Source organism: Eubacterium ramulus (genome assembly GCF_003122485.1).
GTDB lineage: Bacteria > Bacillota > Clostridia > Lachnospirales > Lachnospiraceae > Eubacterium_I > Eubacterium_I ramulus_A.
Genome location: NZ_JRFU01000145.1, coordinates 25901 through 48352, shown reverse-complemented (window position 1 = coordinate 48352; position 22452 = coordinate 25901). Strand labels below are relative to the sequence as shown.

The 22452-nt window shown below is 36.6% G+C and carries 24 protein-coding genes; 2 read left to right on the top strand and 22 right to left on the bottom strand.

What is annotated here, in order from left to right:
• Positions 1-43: 43 nt before the first annotated feature.
• The 8 genes from LG34_RS12685 to LG34_RS12650 all read right to left on the bottom strand — a co-directional run bounded on the left by LG34_RS12685 (position 44) and on the right by LG34_RS12650 (position 9700).
• A complete protein-coding gene (locus LG34_RS12685; RefSeq protein ID WP_109216382.1) occupies positions 44-3478 on the bottom strand; it encodes a type I restriction endonuclease subunit R in 3435 nt (1144 codons plus the stop codon).
• Positions 3479-3481: 3 nt separating this feature from the next.
• Entirely contained in the window at positions 3482-4606 is a 1125-nt protein-coding gene (locus LG34_RS12680; protein ID WP_109216381.1) for a restriction endonuclease subunit S, read from the bottom strand.
• A complete protein-coding gene (locus LG34_RS12675) occupies positions 4593-6200 on the bottom strand; it encodes an N-6 DNA methylase (protein ID WP_109216380.1) in 1608 nt (535 codons plus the stop codon). Before LG34_RS12675 ends, LG34_RS12680 begins: the two co-directional genes overlap by 14 nt.
• 1 nt (position 6201) lies before the next feature.
• Positions 6202-6423, bottom strand: a complete 222-nt coding sequence (locus LG34_RS12670; RefSeq protein WP_015525478.1) for a helix-turn-helix domain-containing protein — start codon at positions 6421-6423, stop codon at positions 6202-6204.
• A gap of 147 nt (positions 6424-6570) precedes the next feature.
• Complete coding sequence (locus tag LG34_RS12665; protein WP_109216379.1) at positions 6571-8406, bottom strand: relaxase/mobilization nuclease domain-containing protein; 1836 nt, start codon at positions 8404-8406, stop codon at positions 6571-6573.
• Positions 8385-8747 carry a plasmid mobilization protein gene (locus tag LG34_RS12660; RefSeq protein WP_109216378.1) on the bottom strand — a complete coding sequence of 121 codons (363 nt, stop codon included), beginning with the start codon at positions 8745-8747 and terminating at the stop codon, positions 8385-8387. The genes LG34_RS12665 and LG34_RS12660 overlap by 22 nt, the downstream gene beginning before the upstream one ends.
• Positions 8748-8818: 71 nt before the next feature.
• Positions 8819-9304, bottom strand: coding sequence for a hypothetical protein (locus LG34_RS12655; RefSeq protein WP_181369370.1), 486 nt, complete (start codon positions 9302-9304; stop codon positions 8819-8821).
• Positions 9305-9700, bottom strand: coding sequence for a hypothetical protein (locus LG34_RS12650; RefSeq protein WP_109216376.1), 396 nt, complete (start codon positions 9698-9700; stop codon positions 9305-9307).
• A 281-nt stretch (positions 9701-9981) separates the two neighbouring features.
• Between LG34_RS12650 and LG34_RS12645 the strand changes: the two genes are divergently transcribed.
• Together LG34_RS12645 and LG34_RS12640 are read left to right on the top strand one after the other, a co-directional pair.
• On the top strand, positions 9982-10578 hold the full coding sequence (locus LG34_RS12645; protein WP_109216375.1) for a helix-turn-helix domain-containing protein: 597 nt from the start codon (positions 9982-9984) through the stop codon (positions 10576-10578).
• Positions 10579-10754: 176 nt separating this feature from the next.
• Complete coding sequence (locus LG34_RS12640) at positions 10755-12005, top strand: site-specific integrase (protein WP_181369369.1); 1251 nt, start codon at positions 10755-10757, stop codon at positions 12003-12005.
• Between the two features lie 328 nt (positions 12006-12333).
• On the opposite strand, the gene LG34_RS12635 is transcribed toward LG34_RS12640, so the two are convergent.
• The 14 genes from LG34_RS12635 to LG34_RS12575 form a co-directional block, all read right to left on the bottom strand.
• Positions 12334-12741 carry a hypothetical protein gene (locus LG34_RS12635; protein WP_118231298.1) on the bottom strand — a complete coding sequence of 136 codons (408 nt, stop codon included), beginning with the start codon at positions 12739-12741 and terminating at the stop codon, positions 12334-12336.
• Positions 12742-13084: 343 nt separating this feature from the next.
• Positions 13085-13468, bottom strand: coding sequence for a TIR domain-containing protein (locus tag LG34_RS12630; protein WP_109216372.1), 384 nt, complete (start codon positions 13466-13468; stop codon positions 13085-13087).
• Positions 13469-13483: 15 nt separating this feature from the next.
• Positions 13484-14452, bottom strand: coding sequence for a caspase family protein (locus LG34_RS12625; RefSeq protein ID WP_109216371.1), 969 nt, complete (start codon positions 14450-14452; stop codon positions 13484-13486).
• 11 nt (positions 14453-14463) lie between these two features.
• Positions 14464-14586 (bottom strand): hypothetical protein, encoded by a 123-nt coding sequence (locus LG34_RS17265; protein ID WP_278286493.1) that lies wholly within the window; start codon positions 14584-14586, stop codon positions 14464-14466.
• A 12-nt stretch (positions 14587-14598) separates the two neighbouring features.
• Positions 14599-15084: a hypothetical protein gene (locus LG34_RS12620; protein ID WP_109216370.1), complete on the bottom strand. Its 486-nt coding sequence runs from the start codon at positions 15082-15084 to the stop codon at positions 14599-14601.
• Position 15085: 1 nt separating this feature from the next.
• Positions 15086-15832: an HNH endonuclease gene (locus LG34_RS12615; RefSeq protein ID WP_109216369.1), complete on the bottom strand. Its 747-nt coding sequence runs from the start codon at positions 15830-15832 to the stop codon at positions 15086-15088.
• An 11-nt stretch (positions 15833-15843) separates the two neighbouring features.
• Positions 15844-16746, bottom strand: coding sequence for a Dam family site-specific DNA-(adenine-N6)-methyltransferase (locus tag LG34_RS12610; RefSeq protein ID WP_158564707.1), 903 nt, complete (start codon positions 16744-16746; stop codon positions 15844-15846).
• Between the two features lie 12 nt (positions 16747-16758).
• Complete coding sequence (locus LG34_RS12605) at positions 16759-16965, bottom strand: helix-turn-helix domain-containing protein (protein ID WP_109216367.1); 207 nt, start codon at positions 16963-16965, stop codon at positions 16759-16761.
• A 125-nt stretch (positions 16966-17090) separates the two neighbouring features.
• The gene (locus LG34_RS12600) at positions 17091-18296 is read right to left on the bottom strand and encodes a plasmid recombination protein (protein WP_109216366.1); all 1206 of its coding nucleotides are present in this window, start codon (positions 18294-18296) and stop codon (positions 17091-17093) included.
• 151 nt (positions 18297-18447) lie between these two features.
• Entirely contained in the window at positions 18448-18819 is a 372-nt protein-coding gene (locus LG34_RS12595) for a TnpV protein (protein WP_055306314.1), read from the bottom strand.
• A gap of 114 nt (positions 18820-18933) precedes the next feature.
• Positions 18934-19899 (bottom strand): AAA family ATPase, encoded by a 966-nt coding sequence (locus LG34_RS12590; RefSeq protein WP_330414768.1) that lies wholly within the window; start codon positions 19897-19899, stop codon positions 18934-18936.
• 131 nt (positions 19900-20030) lie between these two features.
• Positions 20031-20405 (bottom strand): plasmid mobilization protein, encoded by a 375-nt coding sequence (locus LG34_RS12585; protein ID WP_109216365.1) that lies wholly within the window; start codon positions 20403-20405, stop codon positions 20031-20033.
• Positions 20402-21502 carry a site-specific integrase gene (locus tag LG34_RS12580; protein ID WP_109216364.1) on the bottom strand — a complete coding sequence of 367 codons (1101 nt, stop codon included), beginning with the start codon at positions 21500-21502 and terminating at the stop codon, positions 20402-20404. The genes LG34_RS12585 and LG34_RS12580 overlap by 4 nt, the downstream gene beginning before the upstream one ends.
• 17 nt (positions 21503-21519) lie before the next feature.
• A complete protein-coding gene (locus tag LG34_RS12575) occupies positions 21520-21708 on the bottom strand; it encodes a helix-turn-helix domain-containing protein (protein WP_021923573.1) in 189 nt (62 codons plus the stop codon).
• Between the last annotated feature and the right edge of the window lie 744 nt (positions 21709-22452).

Here is a 22452-nt window from a genome sequence, read left to right as displayed (position 1 = left end):
CCTGTTTCCAATTCAAATCATATAGTCACAACACAATATTATTTCACAATTTACCATAAGGTGTCGTCTCCTCTGCAACCATCATCACATTACCTTCTGGCATCTCATATTGATATATCTTCGCAGAAGCATTATTACCTTTTTCTACTGTTTCACTAGAATACTCCTCAAAATTCTCCACCTGCTCCATAACTTTCTTAAATACTTCCGGGCTATATTGTGGTGGATAACCATTCTTAACTAGACAAATCTTTATTTCCAATTTCAACTGGTCTCTTACATTTTGATTGTTAAGCCAATCAGCAAAGGAAGATTTTGTATCAATGATTTCCTTTACCTTTATTGCCAAGTTTTTGCACTTATCATTGATTACAATACCGTCAACCTCTTTATCCGTTCCATACTCAAAATTATATTGGTCACGCATAGAAATCAAAATATCATAAAATGCCTTTTCCTCAAAAGTAAGTCCTATTTTTCGGAAGCTTTCTCTATTTTCATCCATTGCTCTAAGTATAGCTAACGCCTGCTCTGTTGCAATTTTAATAATGTCTTCCGAAACTTGTTCCTGTGCCTCACCGGCTTCTTCAGCAGTAAGATGTTTACGTCTTTCATGATATTCTGCAATCGTCTTTTCCAACATTTCCTGAAATGATTTTGCAGCTAACTGATTAACTTTTCCATATTCCTTAATTTGTTTACGGAGCATTTTCACAAGAAGTTCCAATTTAGTTGCCGGCATTTTGATATCAGATAATTTTTCAAAATATTCCGGAGAAAAAATATCTTCTTCCTCTCCGCTTTCAAGAACACTTTCCACCTGATTATATTTTAATGCTTCTTCAACCATCTTTGAAACTGCACGATTCATCGTATCAGTGTCTACTTCACTTGTTCCGCTCATCTTACGAACAAAACCTGCTATAGCCATAAAGCATTGTGCAAGTGCAGATTCTTCTTCCCCAAGATAACCGGAAGGCTGACAAATATCAAAAGCTGCCCTCATTCGTTTTACTGTCTTTAAAAAGTAGGTTTTGAAAGAAACTTTCTGAACACCTTTATTTCCTTCCGACTGTAATTCTTCTGTTGATACAAATACATATTCCGCTGCTTTTGCAAGGAGTCTGTATCGTTCTATAGGATCACATTCCGGATTTAAAAATGGTGATAAATCATAACCTGTGAACATGTTTTTCAACACTTCTAGTTCTTCTCTAAACACTGATGTAGCCTGCTCAACATCATCGGATGTCGGTGCAACAGATGTATCTCCTCCATATACTTTCATAGCTTCACGCATATTATCGCGAATACCAATATAGTCGATAACCATACCATATTCTTTCCCCGGATATTTTCTGTTTACACGGCTTATTGTCTGTATCAGCAAATGTTTTTTGAGAGGTTTATCATTATATAAATATGTAAGGCAAGGAACATCAAAGCCCGTAATCCACATATCTACAACAATGACAATACTGAAATTTGATTTTTCCTGTTTAAAAGCAGCATCCAATTCTTCTGAACGCTTATCATTTTTAACTCCGCCAAGATAATCATACATATCTTTTTCATCATTACTGCCGACACTAGATACCATTGCCATAAATGGCATCGGTTTCAATTCTTTCAGTTCCTCTTCTGTTACAGAAACCCCATCCGGTGATTTCTTTTCCTCAAACCATTCCGGGTATTTATCCTTAAACTTCTGTAATAATGCATAAGCAATCTTTCTATTAGAACATACAACCATTGCTTTTTGTATTCTATCCGGATCACCTGCACAAGACGCAACATAATGGTTGTGGATATCTGTAGCAAGACGCTCAAGTCTGGAAGGCTCGCCAAGAATTATTTCCATGGAGCTCATTGCTTTCTTACTTGCTTCGATATCCTCATATGTTGCACCATCATCTGCACATTTTTTATAATAATTCTCAATTTCTTTGACTTTTTTATTATCAAGCAATACCTTTGCAATACGCGGATGATACTTAATGGAAACAGTAAGTCCATCTGCAACTGCCTGATCCATTGTATATCGGTCAATTTCATCACCAAAGGTCTGATAAGTTTCCGCAATAGGCGTTCCAGTAAAACCAACGAAAGTAGCATGTGGAAATGCTTCCTTCAATACTTTTGCATATGGTTTTGAAACCATAGCTTTCATATTTTCATCGGCATCTTTACTAAACTGAATTTTCTTAGAATGTTCAAGCTGAGTTCTGTGAGCCTCGTCTGAAAAACATATAATATTCTGCCTATCATTGATAAGTCCGATTTTGTCATCTTCCCTATCGCAGAATTTCTGAATGGTACAAATATAAAAACCACCACTTTGTCTTGCACCAAGTTCCTGCCTTAATTGTGTTCTGTTTTTTACAACAGATACTTCTCCCAGATTAAGAAACTCTTTACTCTTTGTAAAAAGCTTTGAACCTTGTTTTTGCAGTTCATCTCTGTCAACAATTAATATAATTGTTGGTGAACCGATTTCCGGAATATCAGTACAACGAAGTGCAAGCTGACGTGCAAGAAAAGCCATCGTATATGTTTTTCCACATCCGGTTGCTCCAAAATATGTACCACCTTTACCACTCCTCGTAACAACAGAATTTACAATACTTTGTTTTAAAAGTTTTGCTGCAAAGAACTGAGGATATCGGCATACGATTTCTACTTCATCACTGTCGTAAATACTATCTTGGAAATAGATATAGTCTCTAAAAATCTCCACGAACCGCTCTGGCGTATAAACACCCTTTATCATAGTTTCTGTTTCTGCAAAAGGAAGAGTGGATACAACATCTCCTTCGTTTACTCTACGCCAAGCATAAAAATGCTCGTAAGGTGTACGTACTGTACCTAATCTTGTTTTCACACCATCTGAAATGCAAGCCAAAGGGCAATAGTGTAAAAGGTGTGGAATATCTCTCCAGTATCGAATATTAATTTGTTCCCAAGCATCATAAATAGTCGCATTGGCATCAACGGGATTTTTAAGTTCAACGACACACAATGGCATACCATTTACAAACAGAAGCACATCTGGTCTGCGATTTTCTTTTTGACCATTATTTGTATATTCTACTATAAACTGATTCACTACACTGAAGATATTCTTATCCCAATTATCAAAATCAATAAGTGATATCATTCTTGGCAATCCATCCTGCGACGTAAATTGAACACCATTTACCATCCAGCCATATACTTTGTGCAAAGTAGCAAAATTACTTTCCGCACCTACAAGACGGACATTATCGTAAATCTGTGTCACCTCGTCTTCTGTCAAATCCGGGTTAGTGTCTGCAATAAACTTCTTGAAATCATCAGCAATCAGGACATCTCTTTTTGTGACACGATGGATATTATTGCCAGAAGAATACTTCCAACCTTCCGCTTCTAAAAATCCAATGAAGGCATATTCATATTCTGATTCACAATAATGACCATTGTATTCTTTTAATCTTGCCATAGGCTATGCCTCCTTTGCTTTTCTTGCCTCTTCTATAGAACCTTTGATAAGAATAGGACAGATGTCTTTTATCTGTGCTTTGAGTTTTTCGTTAATTTGAGTTCTTAATATTAAAATATTATGCAGTTCCGCTACAATTTCTTGCTCTCTTTCATCAGCATTTGGAATAGATAAACCTAAAAACTCCTCCCATGACAAACTCCCTCTTGCACTTGTGTCGCAAGAAAACCAGCCTCTTCTTTCAAATTCTGAACGATTAACATTTGCCATAAAATAATCAGAATCAATACCAATAGTTTCGAAAGTATAATAAGCTGGTGATATCAAATAATTTTCTTTTGAATCATTCCTAGCAATCGTAAGCCTTCCGTCTCTTCCAACTTTCATTAAAACTGCACCGTACTCACCTGGTACAACAATTTTATAATTGGAGAAATCTAATCCATTAGAATCTGCGATAGAATTAATAAAATAGTTGTCCATACTAAGTCCTTTAAAACTATATGTGCAATTTTTCTTGTTTCTATTATCAATTTGAACAATAAATTTACCAATTGGTACCTTTTCTTTTGAATGTTTCAATTTATCAATATACGCATCACAAACGAGTTTTAAATCATTCAGTCCTCGTTCATAACTTTTCTGATTTTCAATCATGGCATTGTATACATCAACATATTTTTTCTGTATTTCAATATCCGGTAACGGAATAATGATGTCACTCATATCATTAAAATTGAATTCCGGTCGCTGGCTTCCAAAATTTCTAAAAGTTACTTCTCTGCAAAATTCTGAACGCCTAAAATAAATATATAACCACATTGGATCAATGATTTTCTTTCCCTCATCCGTCAGATAAAAAACCATATATAAATGAGATACTATACATAATCCCTCAGTACGGTAGGCAATTGAACCTAATTCAAGTCGAGTTGGGTTGTACACAAAAGCTCCATTTTCGACAATTTTATAAGGTTTTAAATCTACTCCATCTGTATTCCCTTTAGGAGTTGCAAAAACGCCTTGACTATTTACACCAACTATCAAATCAACCCCATACTTTAAGTCTTTGTTGTTTATCGTGGAGCGTTCAATGTAATCTCCCAATCTAATATTAATCAATCCCATAACCAATCCCCCTAAATGCCGCTTCCAGCATCTGCTGGGATTTATTTTCCTGCTTTAATATATCTTTCATCTCAGATTGAATACGAACCATTTCCTTTTCATAATCAATATCTAAATCATGGTCAATAAACTCAATATATTTGCTTGGTGTAAGTGCCCAACCTTTACTTTCAATTTCATTAATGCACACACTACGGTAAAGTTCTGGCATCTCATAGGCTGCTCCATCAGTTCCCTCACATTGCCATATGTGATAAATATCTGCTGCCTTCTCAATTTGTTCTGTATCCAACCGAACTTTCTTTTTGCTCTCACCCTTAACAGCATTTTCTGTCCATTGGCGTAAATCCATAAAGAGTATCTCATGCTCGCGGTTTCGGAGATTTCTTCCATGATATTTTCCGCCTTTTTTATTCTGATTCAGTATCCAAAGAGTAACACTGATATCTGTTGTAATAAACAATTCTCTTGGTAGAACAACGATAGCCTCAATTTTATCATTCTGAATCAATTCCTTACGTATTTCCAATGTATCGCTATCATTCAATGCACCATTCGCAAGAAGGAATCCTGCTACTCCATCAGTTTTCTTCAAATGTGAAAGTATATGTAAAATCCAGGCATAATTTGCGTTACTTTCAGGTGGTGTTTGATAGTCAGACCAACGTCCGTCATTTTTCAAATTGTCATTATACCAGCCTTTCAGATTAAAAGGTGGATTTGCCATAATATAGTTAAAGTGCAACCCCTTGTGTAAATCATGTGTAAATGATGAATCTGCTTCTTCTCCTAAATTATGGCTTATTCCACGCAAAGCCAAATTCATTTTCGCAAGGCGATATGTAGCCGGTTCTTTTTCCTGACCATATACATTGATACCATTTAAGTTTCCCTGCTTTGACTTTACAAGTTCAGCACTCTGAATAAACATTCCTCCCGAACCACAGCAAGGATCATATAAGGTGCCATCATAAGGCTCAATCATCGTTGCAATGAGTTGAACTACGTCATGAGGTGTATAAAATTCTCCTTCCTCCTTTGTAGCATTTACCGCAAACTCCTTAAGGAAGTATTCGTATACACGACCAATAAGGTCTTTTTCCTCTCCAAATGTCTTATGACTGATTTTGTTCACTTCATCAACAATTTTCTTTATATCATTAGCTGCTAAATTGCGTGCTGTAAATGTTCCTTTAACAAAACAGCCTTTCAACTGTGGATCTTCTTCCTCAAGCCTTTGCAAAGCTGTATCTAGTGCAACATTAAGCTGTGGTGCCGGTGTACTGATAATAGTCGACCATCTTGCTTCTGGTGGTAAATTATATGTACCATCTGCAAAAGTAGCATCATCAAAGAAGGCTGCTCTAATGTTCTCATCTTCCGGATCTAATCCCTGCTCTTTAAGTGTCTGTTTTAGATTTTCAATTCCATCCTCATACTTTTCACCGATAAACCTCAAGAACACTAGCGTAAGCATCATATCTCTTTTTTCAAAGAATGAGCCGGAATTACGTGCCGCACGCAAATAATCTCTACAATTAAATAAAATATTATCTATGTTCAATGCCTTTTCAGTTGTTTTCTTCTTAGCCATATTACTTTTCTTCCCTTTCCTCGTCTGGAACAAATTCCATGATATCCTGTATCTCACAATGCAATACTTTACATACTTTTTCCAAAACTTGTGTACTTACATGTTCATTCTTCCCTAGTTTCGCCAGTGCATTTGTTGTAATTCCTGCCTGATCTCTAAGGTCAACTTTCATCATATTTTCATCTATTAATTTCTTCCATAATTTGTTGTATCTGATTGCCATTATTATCCCTTTCGTATCATTACAACTATTTATCGTTTCTTTTTCATTATATCATCGAATTCAATTTATTTCAATTTGAAATTGATTTTTTCAATCTGTTATATTTCTGTCTATATCTAACCCATATTTATAGAATAAACAGAGGAATCATCTTCCTCTGCCCCTATTCCACATCTTGTCTTCTACTTTTTCATTATTAGTATCTCTACCAACACTCTCATCATAAATCCTCTGGAACTCCTCATAAAGCTCGTCTCCAGCCAGCTTTATCTCCAGCCTTTTCATTACATCCGAAAACAACCTTATGCTTCCACTAATATCAGCAATATCAAATCCGAATACATCTGCCTTAACAGAATCACTGACATTCTCAAAACCACCAAAATCTGATATTCTCCTGACAATCCATCCAACTTCGTCCACAGACTCTTTTTCTTCATGTTCCACCAATTTGCTTTTACCTGTTACATCAGTTATACCTTCGTCCATTCTTGTCACATTCTCATCAGACAAATTGTGAACCTTTGACATTTCTGTTCCTTCTAAATCTATCTGTTGTTTACCGGCAACATTAATTTGCTCCTCTTGTCCATTTCCATCATTATGGCTATTAGCAGGCTGATTCATTACAACAACATTTCTCTCCGACTCAACAACTGCTCCCGCTGTTCTCTCAACTAACATATCCTCTTCCATCCCCGGTATCTCAATATCCCTGTCAGCAACAATCTTCTCATTCTCCGACAACGCATAATAAGCCGTATACAAATCTTCTTTTATAATGTCATCAGCAAGCTGTATCTGCCTCTTAATTTCCCTTTTCTCCTGCTTCAGTTCGTACAGTTCTTCCTGCACTTCCACATGCCATATCTGATATTCCCGGTACTGCTCTTCATTCTTTATACTGCGTTTCCGACTAGAGCTTTCTCTGTATATCTCATGCTGTCTGTCCTCAATCTGCTGGATTTTTTCTTCCTGCTCACCTATGAAATCCACAAGATCCACAACACTTTTAATGTCATTATTTACAATCAGCAGATATTCGTCCTGTAACTGATGAAACCGCTTCAAATCCTCTGTATACTTTGCTCCACCGACTGCAAAACGTTTCTGCTCTACAATCCTTAATCTGTATAGCTTTGCATAAAACTTCTTCTGAAATGATGACAGCTTCGCCCTGTGCAATTTCCTGATATCCGACGAATAAAAGTAAGGCTTTGCCATCCAAGGCATATCCACATGATGCCTTAACGTCTCCGCTGAAAACATCTCGTCCATCTTTGCAAGCTTATGATAATACCGAAATCCCGGTGCCTGCACTTCCATCCACGCATCTTTCTTGAATACATATCCAAGTCTTTTCATCAGATATTTAAAATGCTCCACATTCCCGGCAGCATATGCACACATCTTGGCATCCCTAAGAATTATCTCTTTCATGGACATTTCTCTTTCCCACTTGTCCCTGCTGATATTTTTCGGATTCCTGCTGTACTCTGCCGGCATGATGGAAAGTCCAAGTTCATCACAATATTTATTTGTAATTGGCTGGAGATGATTTTTCCAGTTGCTTTTCGGTGAATTGTATTTCTTGCCGGTTGTCATGCTTACACTGTTCCAGATCAGATGCCCATGCATATGTTCCCTGTCAGTATGGACTGCATACACAGCCTCATAATCATCACCAAGCACATCCTTTGCGAAATGCTCGAGGACATACATTGCCTGCTCTGCCGTTACTTTTTCCTCCGGCGAAAACGATATAATCACATGATAGCCCTGCCTTTTACCTGTCTTATGAAATATATTCTTTGTCTCTTCCATCTGCTCAAATGCTGTATCTGGCAGGCAGTTAATACCGCCCACCAGTATACATTCTTCTGTCTTATCCGGGTTCTGGATATATTCCAAAGCATTCTTCAGGTGTGTTGCCGGATTTCTTCCTTCCGATTCCATGATATTCAGGATTTTTGTAATCGCCATACTTCCAGCACCTCCCCGAATGTTTTCTTTACATCATCCAGACTGTTCTGCAGCTTTTCAATATCGCTGTAATACAATTTCCCCTGCGAATTGCCAAGCTTTACTGCCTGATTAATATTATTTGCAATACCGGCTATGATACGGATTGCTCTTGCCCTATCCTCAGGATAACTTGTATCAATGTTGCCGCCTGTCTGGATCAATTCTCTTATATAGGCACTTGCTGTCATTCCTGTTCGTTTAAGTGCTGCTTTTAGAATATCCATATCTTTCTCTGACAGCTTCACAGATACCTTATAATCTTTCCTGTCAGACTTGTATCTTCTCTTTCCATCTGCCATACGTTTCTCCCCTTTCGTAGTTTTCTAATGCTGTATCAAACCAATCTCTTTTTATCTGTACCATTGCTTTTTCAACCTTTCTTAAAATTGTGTTCATAGGTTTTGCAAGATGCGGAAAAGGTCGGACCTTTTCCTGAAAAAATATAAACGCCATCAGCGTTTACATAATTTTTCGTCTTGGCAGGAGCACCTGCACCCTGTATATGATATGTGGTGGTTAATATTCCACCACAATTACTGATATGGTGGCGCTTTTTGCCATCACTTTGCTGTTTTAGTGGCGTTTTCCGCCACCACTTTTCCATTTTGATGGCACTTTCCGCCACCATGACTTTTTTCTCGCTTATCTGAGTGGTGGCGCTTTTTGCCGTCACTTTACTGTTTTGGTGGCGCTTTTTGCCCCCACTTTTGCATTTTGACGGCACTTTTTGCCCCCACACTTTTTCGGCTCTGATTTGTGCGGGGGCGCTTTCTGCCCCCACTTTGTGGTTTTGGGGGCGCTTACTGCCCCCATTTGCATGTTTTGGCGGCGCTTTTTGCCCCCACACCGGTTTCACCTATTCAGTTGTCTCTTTCACCATTACATCTGCATCCGACCTCACATTTTCTGCTATCTCAGCACCATCTCCCGGCAATACCTTTGTTTCAGGCTGTATATCCACTTCATCCTGTTCACTTATCACAGAATCCCCAACTGCCGCTTCATAATCCATTTCTTCTGCAACCTTGCTCCGGTTACGCTGCGGCTCATAATCCGGATTGTAATAATCTTCGTAACCATAGATTTTCTGTTCAAAGTACTTCCGTGGGCATTTGCCCCGCATGGTGAAATAACCTTTTGCCTCAAACTCTGCATTATATTCCTTTATAATTGCATATGCCTTTGTCATCCCAATACCAAGCATCTGGCTTATCTCACCTGCATCTATGAATGCTTCCTTTATACCCTTCATACAGCTCCTCCTTTCATAAATTGTTATTTTAAATACGTGTTTTCACAAAGCAGCTATCCTGTTCTTTATTTATTCCGTATTTTTAGTTCGTGTTTATCTTAATATCCTTTTCAGAATTTGTCAATAGAACTTTTATAATTACGCACTTGCAATTCGTTTTTATTTATGATAAAGTAATCGTACAATCATAAACAAGTCACTTACTGATACGTATTTCATTTAACATCAATCTGATACGTATCTTTACAACGGACTATTTCATGTAAAGGAAGGTGAACAGAATGACTAATTCTCATTCCATTAAAATCACTATGTCTTCTCCAGAAGAAATCGGGAAGGCAATACAGAAACAGCGCAAAGCACAGAAGATTACTCAAAAAGAGTTTGCACAGCATCTTGGTAAATCAGAACGCACTATCCAGAAATATGAGTCTGGTGAAATACTAATGAAGATAGATGTTTTAAAACAGATTGCAAATGAATTAAATGTTCCATGGCAGGAACTTTTATCTCCAGAAGATAATAATATTCCCAAAGATAATACGGCCACTGAGTACCCGGCATATGAATTCCACACTATGTCAGATGTAATCAATGCTCTCTTTGCCATAACTGAACTTACTGATTTTTCATTTGAGCTGACCAACACCAAACCTCCTGAAAGTCCTGAATGGACTGCCGGGATTAAGGTTAATGGCAAAGGCAATGGAAAATATGATGCAGACTTCTGTCTCTTTATGGAAAACTGGATAACAAAGAAGAATATGCTTCAGACAGGAAAAATTTCAAAAGAAAAGTTTGATTCATGGAAATCAGATATGTTGGCATATTATAAGGATTCCAGACTGGATAATGAAGCCGATTCAAAAACTGAATAATTGCAGGCTTACACCTTTAGTAAAGAAAAAGCTCCGGCACACTCCTTCTCGCAAAAGGAATAACCGAAGCTATGTAAGTGATTGACCCGAAGGCTTTATAATCACCCTGAACAAGTAGATTATATCATAGCCTTTTGATGATTGCACAACAATTTTACAAAAAGGAGATGATATTCATGCCAGCTTACAAAGATGAAAAAACTGGTAAATGGTTCGCCAAGTTCTATTATACGAACTGGCAGGGAATCAAAAAACAGAAGTGGAAAAGAGGCTTTGCAACCAAAAAGGAAGCCTTAGGATTTGAAAGGGATTTTCTGGAAAAGCAGTCTGCCAATCCTGACATGACATTTCAAAACCTTTATGAAATTTATATGGAGGATATGGCTGCAAGACTTAAGCAGTCAACTCTTCTGACAAAAAAGGCGGTACTACAGACGCATATTCTTCCATTCTTCGGTAGCAAGCCGATAAATGAAATCAAAGCCTCTGATGTACGAAGATGGCAGGCGAAGCTTATGAGTTCGCCGAATAATTACTCCCAGACCTATCTGAAAAAGATTAACACGGAGCTTAACAGCATCATCAATTACGCCAAGCGTTTCTATGACCTTAACACCAATCCCTGCGGCAAGGCAGGCACCATTGGAAAAGCAAAGGCTGAGGAAATGGATTACTGGACTTATGATGAATATATTGCTTTCCGTGAGGGTGTAAAAGACAAGTCGCTATCGTATATATGCTTTGAAGTCCTGTACTGGACTGGTATGCGAGAAGGTGAACTGCTTGCTCTATCACCTGCTGATATTGACCTTGATAACAAGACAATATCCATCAACAGAACATATCAGCGGATAGAAGGAAAAGATGTATTTACATCACCAAAGACAAGAAAAAGTAAGCGAAAGATTCCGATTCCGGATTTTCTCTGCCAGGAGCTATCAGACTATATCCAGTCAAGGTATATGCTTGACGCAGATGAAAGGCTGTTCCCGGTAACAAAATCATATCTCTCACACGAGATGATAAGAGGTTGCAAAAACACAGATGTAAAGAAGATACGAATCCACGATATCAGGCATTCGCACGCCAGCTTACTTATTAATCAGGGCTGTGATGCGCTGATGTTAGCAGACAGACTCGGACACGAGAAAGTATCCACAACACTTAACACATACTCTCATCTGTTTCCACATAAACAGCAGGAGCTTGTGCATAGTCTGGAATCATTGCAGGCGACAGATTCGCCAACACCTGAACCACCATCTGATAACCCTCTGCTTGAAGCCGCAGGTATCACATGTGAAGTGCCTCAGACTCAAGACAACGGCTCAGATGTAACAATCCGACCTCAGTTTGGACCTGCGTTAGTACCACCAAATACCGCATCAGGGAAAATCATCCAGATGCCACAAAGAAAGATCATATAAAAGAAATCCAGCAGTCATCAGGGTTTCTTGCTATTAAAGTTAATGACAACCAACTGAAAACGATAGAAAAAGAGTAGTTGCTATTAGTAGCAAATTAGTAGCAGAGCAAAAGAAAAAGTCTCGGAATCCGCTTGTTTAGCGGATTCCAAGACTTGTGGCTCTTATTCAAACTCCCCGCAGAGAAACTTATCATCCCTGTGAAGGCTTGATTTCTGGAACTTTTAATGGCGATTATTACACCTTTTATCACAATTATTTTATATTTTCAAAAATTTAGGTATCATATAGGTATCACATATTAATTCAAAAATAAATAGATTTATATGCTTTATGCCTTCATTTGCTTATTTATATTATCACATAAGGTTGTAATATCATTAAGCTTTTTTTCTGCCATATTTTTAAATTCATCTATTTCTGATAAATATACTAAAAAAGATTTATATTCTTTAAAATCTATTTCTGTATAATCACTATACTCTTTCCTTTTTCCAATTTTTGAATAAGTATATGTTACCTCTAATTTTGTATTTTCAAACTTAATAACATCAAATACATTTTTATCTAAAGAGAGTACCCAATATCTATTCGGAAATATTGTGACATTCATTTTATTTTTATTCTTTAATATTTCTGCCTTCTCAGGGGTTAACTGTTGTATAAAACAATCATTAAAAGTCATAGACTTTAACTCTGCTGGAACCCTACCTACATTTCTTATTACTAAGCATGCCATTGTGCTCCGCACAAGTTCAAATGACACTTCAACATATGGTCGTTTAGTTTCCCCACGCTCTATAAACAATACAACTATTGGTATAATAACTTGTGCCCTTGTATAATCTTCCTTTGTTTTCTTTACATAAACAATACAACTATTGGTATAATAACCCCTATCCAAGGAATTATATTAATTAATATTTCCCATATTGGTATCCCATTCTGTTGCTCCAGTGCATTTGCTATTCGTTCTAATACATCTAGATAACTATTTCCCATATTATCTCCTCTTAATATACGAAAGCTTTATATTATTGTTTTTAATATTATCTGCAATGCTGATCATACTTAACAGAATATTATACATTTTGACTTATCCAATTTTCTAATGAGTCTTTCCTATTTGAAATAACAGGAACATTCAAACTTATCAAATCCGAGGCTGTGCTATTTGTTATCTTTACCGCAACAACTGGTTTTCCTATCTCAATAGCAAATTTAATTTCCTCAATTGACATACCATTACTATTTGCAGGTCGATTAGAGCATACAATTACACTAGCATATCGTATCTGCCTTTTTATTTGTGGATCAACATTGTACCTACTATCAATGCTATCAAATGGTGATGTACTTGGTACCGAATAATCTCTCACATTATATTTGGTTCTATCTAATAAAGCACTTATCTCCTCATAATCATTATAATTCCATCTGTGTGGTATAAATACATTAATTCTCATAATAATCTCCTTTATTTATATAGTGTTTTTCTTTACAAGGTTCCAATAATGCTGTCCCTGTGTAGTCAGCTTACATGCCTTATGATGTATTGCAGCATAATACATATGTTCCTCTCCAACAGGTACAACTAAATTTAATTTTACATACTTCTGCAATGTTGAAAAAATCGCCTCATGATCCTTATTTACCTCTTTTATATCTGCCTCATGTTTATCCGGTTCATATGTAGGATCAAGATGATACTCATCATATTTTGATTTAAATATTTCTGTTATCTTCTGCAATTCAAATATTGAAATCGGAGGTGTATTCTTTCTTAATGATACAAAACCATTGATATTTGCTTTAAATACTGGTCGTGGTTTCCATCCTCCCAAGGATCTATCTATATACGAATAAATACTTCCCGGAGAGACTTCTCCCAACAAATTCATTGCACCTCCATATAACGCCTCAACTAATAATGATGTATATACTCCATGACCATCTTTCTCCGTAGAATACTCTGTCGTTCCACAGGCAGCCAATAATGTCGTTCCATTATGTATGACTGAAAAATTTGGCATTTCGGTCTTATTAGCAATATCTCCACTAAAGCAACTATCAAGAATTACTACCTTATTGTGAGCCCGCGAAGTTGCAACAAACCCCATAATGTCATTTAACGAAAGTCCATCATCTGGTCTATTGACCTCACTGGTACATAAATACCCTCCAAGACTATCAATAGATCCATGTCCTGAAAAATAAAAAACTGCTATTTCCGAATCGCTCTTAAATAATTCCTCCACCGCATCACGTAATTCTCCCCTATTAATATATGAATTTTCACTTGTTGAACACATAATCTTTACATCAAAGTTTAATGTTCCATCACCATTACGCTCTAGAGCTGCTTTGACCGCATTAGCATCATTCACACATCCATGCAAATCATCTATATTTTGATAGCTATCAATTCCTACACATAATGCTTTTCTCATTTATTCTTCCTTTACTTCTTATCATTTTCTTTTTTAGGTTCCTTAACTGGTGGCATTGGTGGTTTTACAGATGTTGTTGGTAATGAAAATCCTCTCTTTTGTGTTTCTGGTGACTGATTTGTTTTATCTGCCATTCTATCTACCTCCTAAAAATTATTTTTAAAATATTCTTCTGTTTTTATGTCAGCTTTATTTTTATATTTAACATTTTCAACTAAGATTTCTTCTTTTAAATATTTACTTTCAATGCCTGAGTATTCCTTTTTATATGAATATAACAATCCATTAATTTCAGTTTCTGATAATTCACCTGCTGCAACCTTATACCAATCATACTCCATTTTTAAATAAAGCAACTTCATATCTTCAATAAATGGTTGCAGATATTTTAACCTTCTTCCAAATGGCAAATATTGTTTTATTGCAGTAAGCACTTGCGATATTGCTATAATTGCTGCCCATATAAATGACCAACTTCGCCATATTGTCCATGCCGCTATGCTCGATGATGACGCAATTGCTCCATATATATTAATTCTTCTATCCCATTTATACGAATCCTCTGCATATATATCCAAATAAAAAGTCCACGCTTTTATTTGAACCATATAATTCCAATATTTTTCTTGCATTTTATTTTTTATCACCTCGCACTTTTAACATCTTCTGATAATATGCAATCATTCTTTTTGTTTCTTCTTCGCATGTAATACCATTTGCACTAGCTTGACTAAGCAATTCGTTATACAAATGCATATCTTTATCATTAAAAATCACATTAACTCTTTTCTCTAATTTTCCAGCAATATGACTGTAATTTTCCGGATATGCATAATAACACTTCTTACACATACTTATATCTTTCTTAATCCAGTTCTCACAATGCTCACATGCCCAAGATTTATCTCTATTTGCTGAAGGCGATAACAACATAAATCGATCTAAATCCATCATATTCTCTGGATCTCCACCTATTTCATATGGAATGCGATGATCTGGTTGAAGTAACCTTGCAGGATATTCTTCACCATATAAATTACACTTAGCACCATAATATTCCAATAATGCATTTTTTAATTTTTCTGTAAGCTGCGTTCTTCCGGATGTTTTAGATAACTGATTTTTTCTCTTTGCTTCTTCCCAATCACCAAATCTATAAGCTGCAATACTTTTCCCTGTAGAATCTTTTATTTTGTAAGTTTCCAATGGAATACCCAATTCTCTTACATCTCGTGCAGCTCTTGGAGCATGTTCATATCCACCATTTTTTAAATCCTCCGTACTACAATATCCCTTTTCCAGAATCGTATCTATTACAAACCTTGCCCTCTTATTTGTTACTGCATTTAAAACACTTATAAAATCCTGTGATAAATCCATATTTTTTCTCCTTATGCAAAACACAATTTCATTTGTTCATATTTTTCTTGCCTTTTTATTAAATTTTTGCTAGCGTATAATGACTCATATGTAATTTCATTTTTGCCATTAAGTGTTGCCTGTGTTGATAACCCAGCATTTATATAAACATGTGTTAATTCTAATGATTTAGGTAAAGTTTTTCCAATAAATTTATCACCTGTTTTACCATCATAACTAACTATATAATCTATATCTCTATCATTCAATTCTCTTAGCTGTTCTACAAACTCATCAAATTCTACGCCCTGAATATATCTATTATCTCTAGTATTGTCTCTTTTTGAAGTTCCCTGATAAGGAGGATCCATATAAACCAAGTCTCCTTTTTGTGCTCTAGATAATACATCTTTATAATCTAAATTCGAAAATGATGCCTTATCTTTTAACAATCCAGATATTGCTAATGCATTATTGGCAATAACATTCGGTTTTGTTCCATAGCGTCTTTTATCACATGACTGATTTAATTCTCCATTTGAATTATATCTCACCGCACCCTTTACTACCCTTGCTAATAAAAAAAGCATCCTAGCTGAATCTTTTTTACCCTTATTAAATTCTTCTCTAATTTTATAGAAATAATCTATATTATTTTCTCCTTCAGCAAATTGTCCATTCCATATATTTTCATATTCATCAATTAATTTTAAAGGATTGTTTATACATTCTTCCATAAGATTTACAAGAGGTTGATTAATATCATTAATCCAAAATTCATCGCATAGTCCTTGTGCAGCGGATAAAATTGTAATGGCACATGTACCTGCGAATGGCTCAATGAGTCTATCAAATGTTGTTGGAAAAAATTTAACTATTTCTGGGGCTATAATTCTCTTACTTCCCTGATATTGTACTAAATGAGGTGTTTTCATGACCATTCTCCTTTATTCATCAACAACAATTTCTAATATATCACTTATTTCACATTTTAAAGCAACACAAATGCGAAGCAAAATATCTGTATTCACATTTTCATTTCTTCCTAATTTAGCAATTGAGGCTGTGCTTATCCCAGCCTCCTTTGCTAAATCTTTTTTCATCATATCTCGATCAATTAATAACTTCCATAATTTCTTATAGCTTATTTTCATTTTCGTTTCTTCCTCGAACATATTTTCGCATTTCATAATAATATTATCACACTTTTCTTTTTCTATCAAGCTCTTTTCTTAATTAATTATGAGTTCTCTTAATTTATATCATATTATATCAAAGATTATCTTATCTTTCCAATCACCTTCCCCACACTCTCCAGGAACCTCTCCAACAGATTAACCCCATCGATCACAAACTGCTTCATAAACTCATACGCCTTTCCCAGCAGTTCCTTTAATGTCGTATTTTCCTCTCTAATCTTCTGATTCTCATACATCACATCAATAAGCTTATCCCTGACATCATCATTTCCACCCTGTCGGAACAGATCATATACACTCTCTGCAATTTTCGTTTTCTCTATCAGTTCACGTTCCTTAGAAGAAAGAAGTTCCAAATTATTCTTTTTATCCGTAATCATATCTTCATATTTTGCATATTCCGTTTCTGCTGCATTAATACTACTCCTGACTGTCTCCAGCCTGTCCTCATCAGCAGCTATAACATCCAGATTTCTGCTATGGCGTTGTTCCTGTGTAGCAATCTGATATGATATGCTTGCATTATTGCTTCTCAGTTTAGTGTTTTTCTCCTGTTCTTCATTGTTCTGCTGCTTTATATCAGCAAGCTTCCTACTCTCCTGTGCTACCTTATATTCCGTCACAGACAAGTCATGGTTGCGACCTTTTTTCTTTTCTGCCAGCTGTTCCTTGAAATAACATTCAAATCCATAACTTGCCTCCGCTCTCAATTTATCTTGAAGAATCACAGATAATGTTTGTGGTGTAAATACATTTCTTTTTGATACTTTCTTAGATAAGCCACGCTTTGCTCCTTCCCATACTGGAACGCCTACCACATGCATATGCGGGCTGGCTTCATCAAAGTGTATGACCGCATTTGCAATCTTGAACTCCGGCAGTAGCTTTTGCAAGCATTCAAGAATATAATCAAATACCTCAGACATATAATTTTTGTTTTTCCAATGCTCGTCCCAATATTTCTTGTCCCCGCATTGAAAAATAATCTCTACCGCCATATCCTGATTAAGACCTGCAACATGTTCAAAATAATCCTTTATCTTTCGGTCTTCTCTTTTCTGTCTACTGTTATATTCTTTTACCACATCATCAAATTCTCTGTGATATACCCTCTTAACATCTTGAAACAAATCTGTTGTTCCATAAATCAGCCTAATATTATCTGAGCTGTAATCTGCGGATTTATATTTACGCAAGTTATGCTTTGCAACTCCTGCAAGTGCTTTTTTACTTGTTATCGCACTCTTGCCATTGCTTATATGAGCAGAGTATGATACATTTCCCATAGGCATTTTGTCCTTTCTTATTCGTATTTTTCTGTCGGAGAGATACAATTATCATCTTGGCTCTGCCATAGATGATAACCCCCTAGCAGTTTCGTCATACTGACAAAACTGCGGGGGCTCTCCGAGGGTTTTGGCATCAGCCTTTTAAAGCCTATCTGCACTTAAACACAATCTCATTTATCACTATTTCCTCTGCCATCGCTCTCGCCTGATTCAGCAAATGCAGCTGCTCCATAAATGTTTTCTTTTTACCTGTCATGTGCTTTTTCAACCACGCCGCTTCAATATTATCCAATCGTTCATAAGCTTCTTCATTTACTGCTTCTGCCTGCTTTCTAAGCTGTCCTGTTCTTGCCATATGACGATACTCAGAAGGTTCATTTTCTTCCATATACCTAAGCCACATCCAACCATATTTTCCAATATCCGCAAGATTGTATTCTGCTTCATCAACAGATAAAATAGGATATAAAATGCCATCCACTTCTTTATACTCAACACCAAGTTCTTCAAATAATGTCATAGTAATTGTCCTTTCTTTTCAAGACCGCAACATCGCAAGGTCTATATATTTTGCAACCTTGCAAGCTTCAAGATTGCAAAACCTGACACTTTGCAATGTTGCGATGTTAGATTTTTATGCTCGCAAATTCCAGTACCAGTTATTATTGCAACGCTCAGCCTTTATCTTAAGTTCCTTCTTTGCTGTCTCAAGTGTTCTTTTCGATATTCCTTCCTGTGCTGCAAGTTCTATAATCTCTGTACTTAAAATTTTCTGTGTTCTTTCTGCCTGTTCTCTTAAAAATTGCTTTGCCATCTCAAGTTTACTTGCCTTTGGCACCATACCGCCCAGTACTTCATCAGCAGTAATTTCATAATCACCTAACCAATGAAATCCGTCCTCTGCCAATTCAAACGCTTTTGGATGACCAAATGCTGCAAGATTATTCTTTATCTGTATCATTGCCCTGAGATTACTCTGCCCTTCTATTCTGCCGACAAGCATTACACTCCTTGCCACAGCAAAGAAATCAATGGAACCCATTCCCCTGTAAGCAGCCTTTCCTCCTGAGCCTTTATTCATATGACCGATAAGAACAATGGCACAGCCAGTTCTTTCAGCAATACTTCCCAGCTTCTTCGTCATTTCTCTGGCTTCATTTGCCCGGTTCATATCAGTATCACCGCCAAGATAAGCCTGTATCGGATCAAAGATGCACAACTTCGCATTTTCTCTTTTTATAGCTTCCTCTATCCTGTCATCCGTCATACTAACACTCTTATCAGACTCATCTATGATTGATATTCTGCTACAGTCTGCATTTGCTGCTTCAAGTCTTGGCTTGACTGTATCTGCAAGTCCGTCTTCTGCCGTTTGATATATTACATTTACAGGCTCAGTAATATTCATATTTTCATCTATACATTCTCCCATTGACAGCTTTGCTGCAATATTAAGTATCAGCGTAGATTTCCCATCACCGGGGTCTCCCTGCACTATTGACAGCTTTCCATAAGGGATAAATGGATACCACAGCCATTTAATCTGCTGTGATTCAACCTCAGAGAGGTGTATCATTTTTAATTCTGTATTTGTTTCCACTGTCTGCCTCACTTTCGTAAATAATCATTGTCTCAAAAGTGGGCTGCTGTTATACTTTAATTGGTGTTTTGGTAACAGAAGCCCGCTTTTGTTATCTGCCGTGGCTTTCCCGATTGCCGTCAGGAAAGCCACTATTTCTGCCAGAGGTATTTTGCTCCATCCAGCATATCCACAACTGTTTTTATCATAGCAAGATAGTCATGCTGCAATTCTTCAATATCTGTATAAGCTTCACCATCAACCGGTGATTCTTTTTCTTTTATCTGTCCTGTTTCTATGATTTCATCATACATTTTGTGAATATCTGCCTGCATCTTCTCAAGCGTCTGCACAAGCATATATACAGTTTCTTTCTTACCTACAACACAGATTCGACCATAGATACAGCATCTTGTAAAAAATGTTTTCTTCGTCATTCCACTTGCCTTGATTCTTGCTTCAATTTCACGCCTTTCATAGTCTGATATGCGAAAACTGATTGTCGGATTTTTATGAACTCCACTCACTGAACATCACCTCCATTCCCTGTACCCGGCACAAATTCTTCATTAAGCTTATCAGCCATCTCAATCTGCTCTGTCGGAAACATATGTGCATAATGAAATGTTATTGTCTGGCTCTCATGTCCAACCCTGTTTCCAATGGCTACCGCTGAAAAACCCAGGCGAATAAGTAAAGAAATGTGCGAATGCCTGAGATCATGAATTCTTATTCTCTTTACTCCAGCCGCTTTAGCTCCTCTGCTCATCTCGTGATGCAAATAAGATTTTGTAATCTGAAATATTCTGTCATCTCTGCCATATCCATACAACATTCCGATAAACTGTCTTAACTCTTCTACCAGAAAATCAGGTATTACAACATCCCTTCTGCTCTTTTCCGTCTTAGGATCTGTGATGATATCTTCACCATTGATATACTGATAAGACTTTGTGATATGAAGTTTCTTATTCTCAAAATCAATATCTGCTGGTGTCAGGGCAAGCAGTTCACCTTCCCTTATTCCGCACCAGTAAAGAATCTGGAATGCATAATAAGATATTGGCTTGTCTTTTACACATTCTATGAACTTGAGATATTCTTCTTTTGTCCAGAAATCCATCTCATCAGCTTTGCCTTTACCTATCGTCCCAGCCTTCTTTACAGGATTTTCTCTTAGATTGTAAAAGCGTACCGCATGATTAAATATGGCTGACAGCTCTGACTGCATTGTTTTCAGATAAGTCGGCTTATAGGGCTTACCGTCTGCCTGTCTCTTCTTGATCATCTCATTCTGCCATTTGATAATATCCGCAGGACTGATTTCATTCATCTTCTTGTCCTTGAAATATGGAATCAGCTTCTTCTGAAAAATGACATCCTTTGTACGCCACGTGTTAAGCTTCAGCTTAGGCTTTAAATCTTCCTCATACAGCTTGTAGAAACCTTCAAACCTCATATCCAGATTTGTTGCCTGCTGCAGCAGAAACTTCTGCTCGTATTCCAATGCCTCCTTTCTCGTCCGAAAGCCACGCTTTAGCTTTCTTTTGTTTTTACCTGTCCAATCGTTGTAGTGGAAGGAGACATACCATGTCCCCCTCGCCTCATCCTTGTATGCTGCCATACAACTGCTCCTTTCCCTTATGCTGTCTTATCACATAAGTCATATACTTTACTGTCAAGATACTTACGGCTGACTCTGCCGGCTCTGACATAGAAGCCTTTAGAAGATAATTCCCTGTTAGCTTCTCTTATTACTTTGTATGCATGAGATACCGATACATCAAGCATCTCAGCAACCTCTTTTGCTGTGTAATATAACTTTTCCATGGTGCATTCACCTCCTCTCCCCGGCAATTACCGGTATGTATCAAGCACTTGTATTGGCAGCTACTTATATATAACTCGTTGCAACTATTGTATTTTCTTGTCTTAAATTTTAAAAGGGACAAACCCGCCCCTTTTTCTCTGATAAGGGTACAATAGCGGTTTTTTTTACAAACATAGCAGCATCCCTGTCTCTTGATTACATCACTTATTCTAATTCAAAGCATGAATTTGCTAAATATTCTCTCATGGACTTTTTTCGTCAAAACATATTCTCTGACGGACTTTTTTATCTTTAAGTACAATTAATCCATACTTAAACCTATAAAGATGTCTCTACAAACATTGTCGGAGTCATCAGGTAACATTGTGGCAATACTGGCACATTGTGTGTTAAAAACTTTCTGTGAGATAAATTCTATAACCAACCCACAAATTACGGAAGTGACACCACTGGTGTATTTTCACTAATTTGCACCAGTTTTTGGTGCTTCATATAATTGGGATAATTTTTGAAAATAAAAAGAAATGTGATAATAGATAATACCTATGACACTTCTGTTTAGTACTCATTAATATCTGTGGTACTATCAAAACAGGTATCATATAGGTATCACGATAAAAGAAAAAGCCCCATAAATGGCTTGTTTTCGCCATTTATGAAGCTCTGTTTACTATTCAAACTCCAGACAGACAGTACGGAGTATTAACGCATATAGACGATTTTAAAGGCTTTTTAACCAGTTA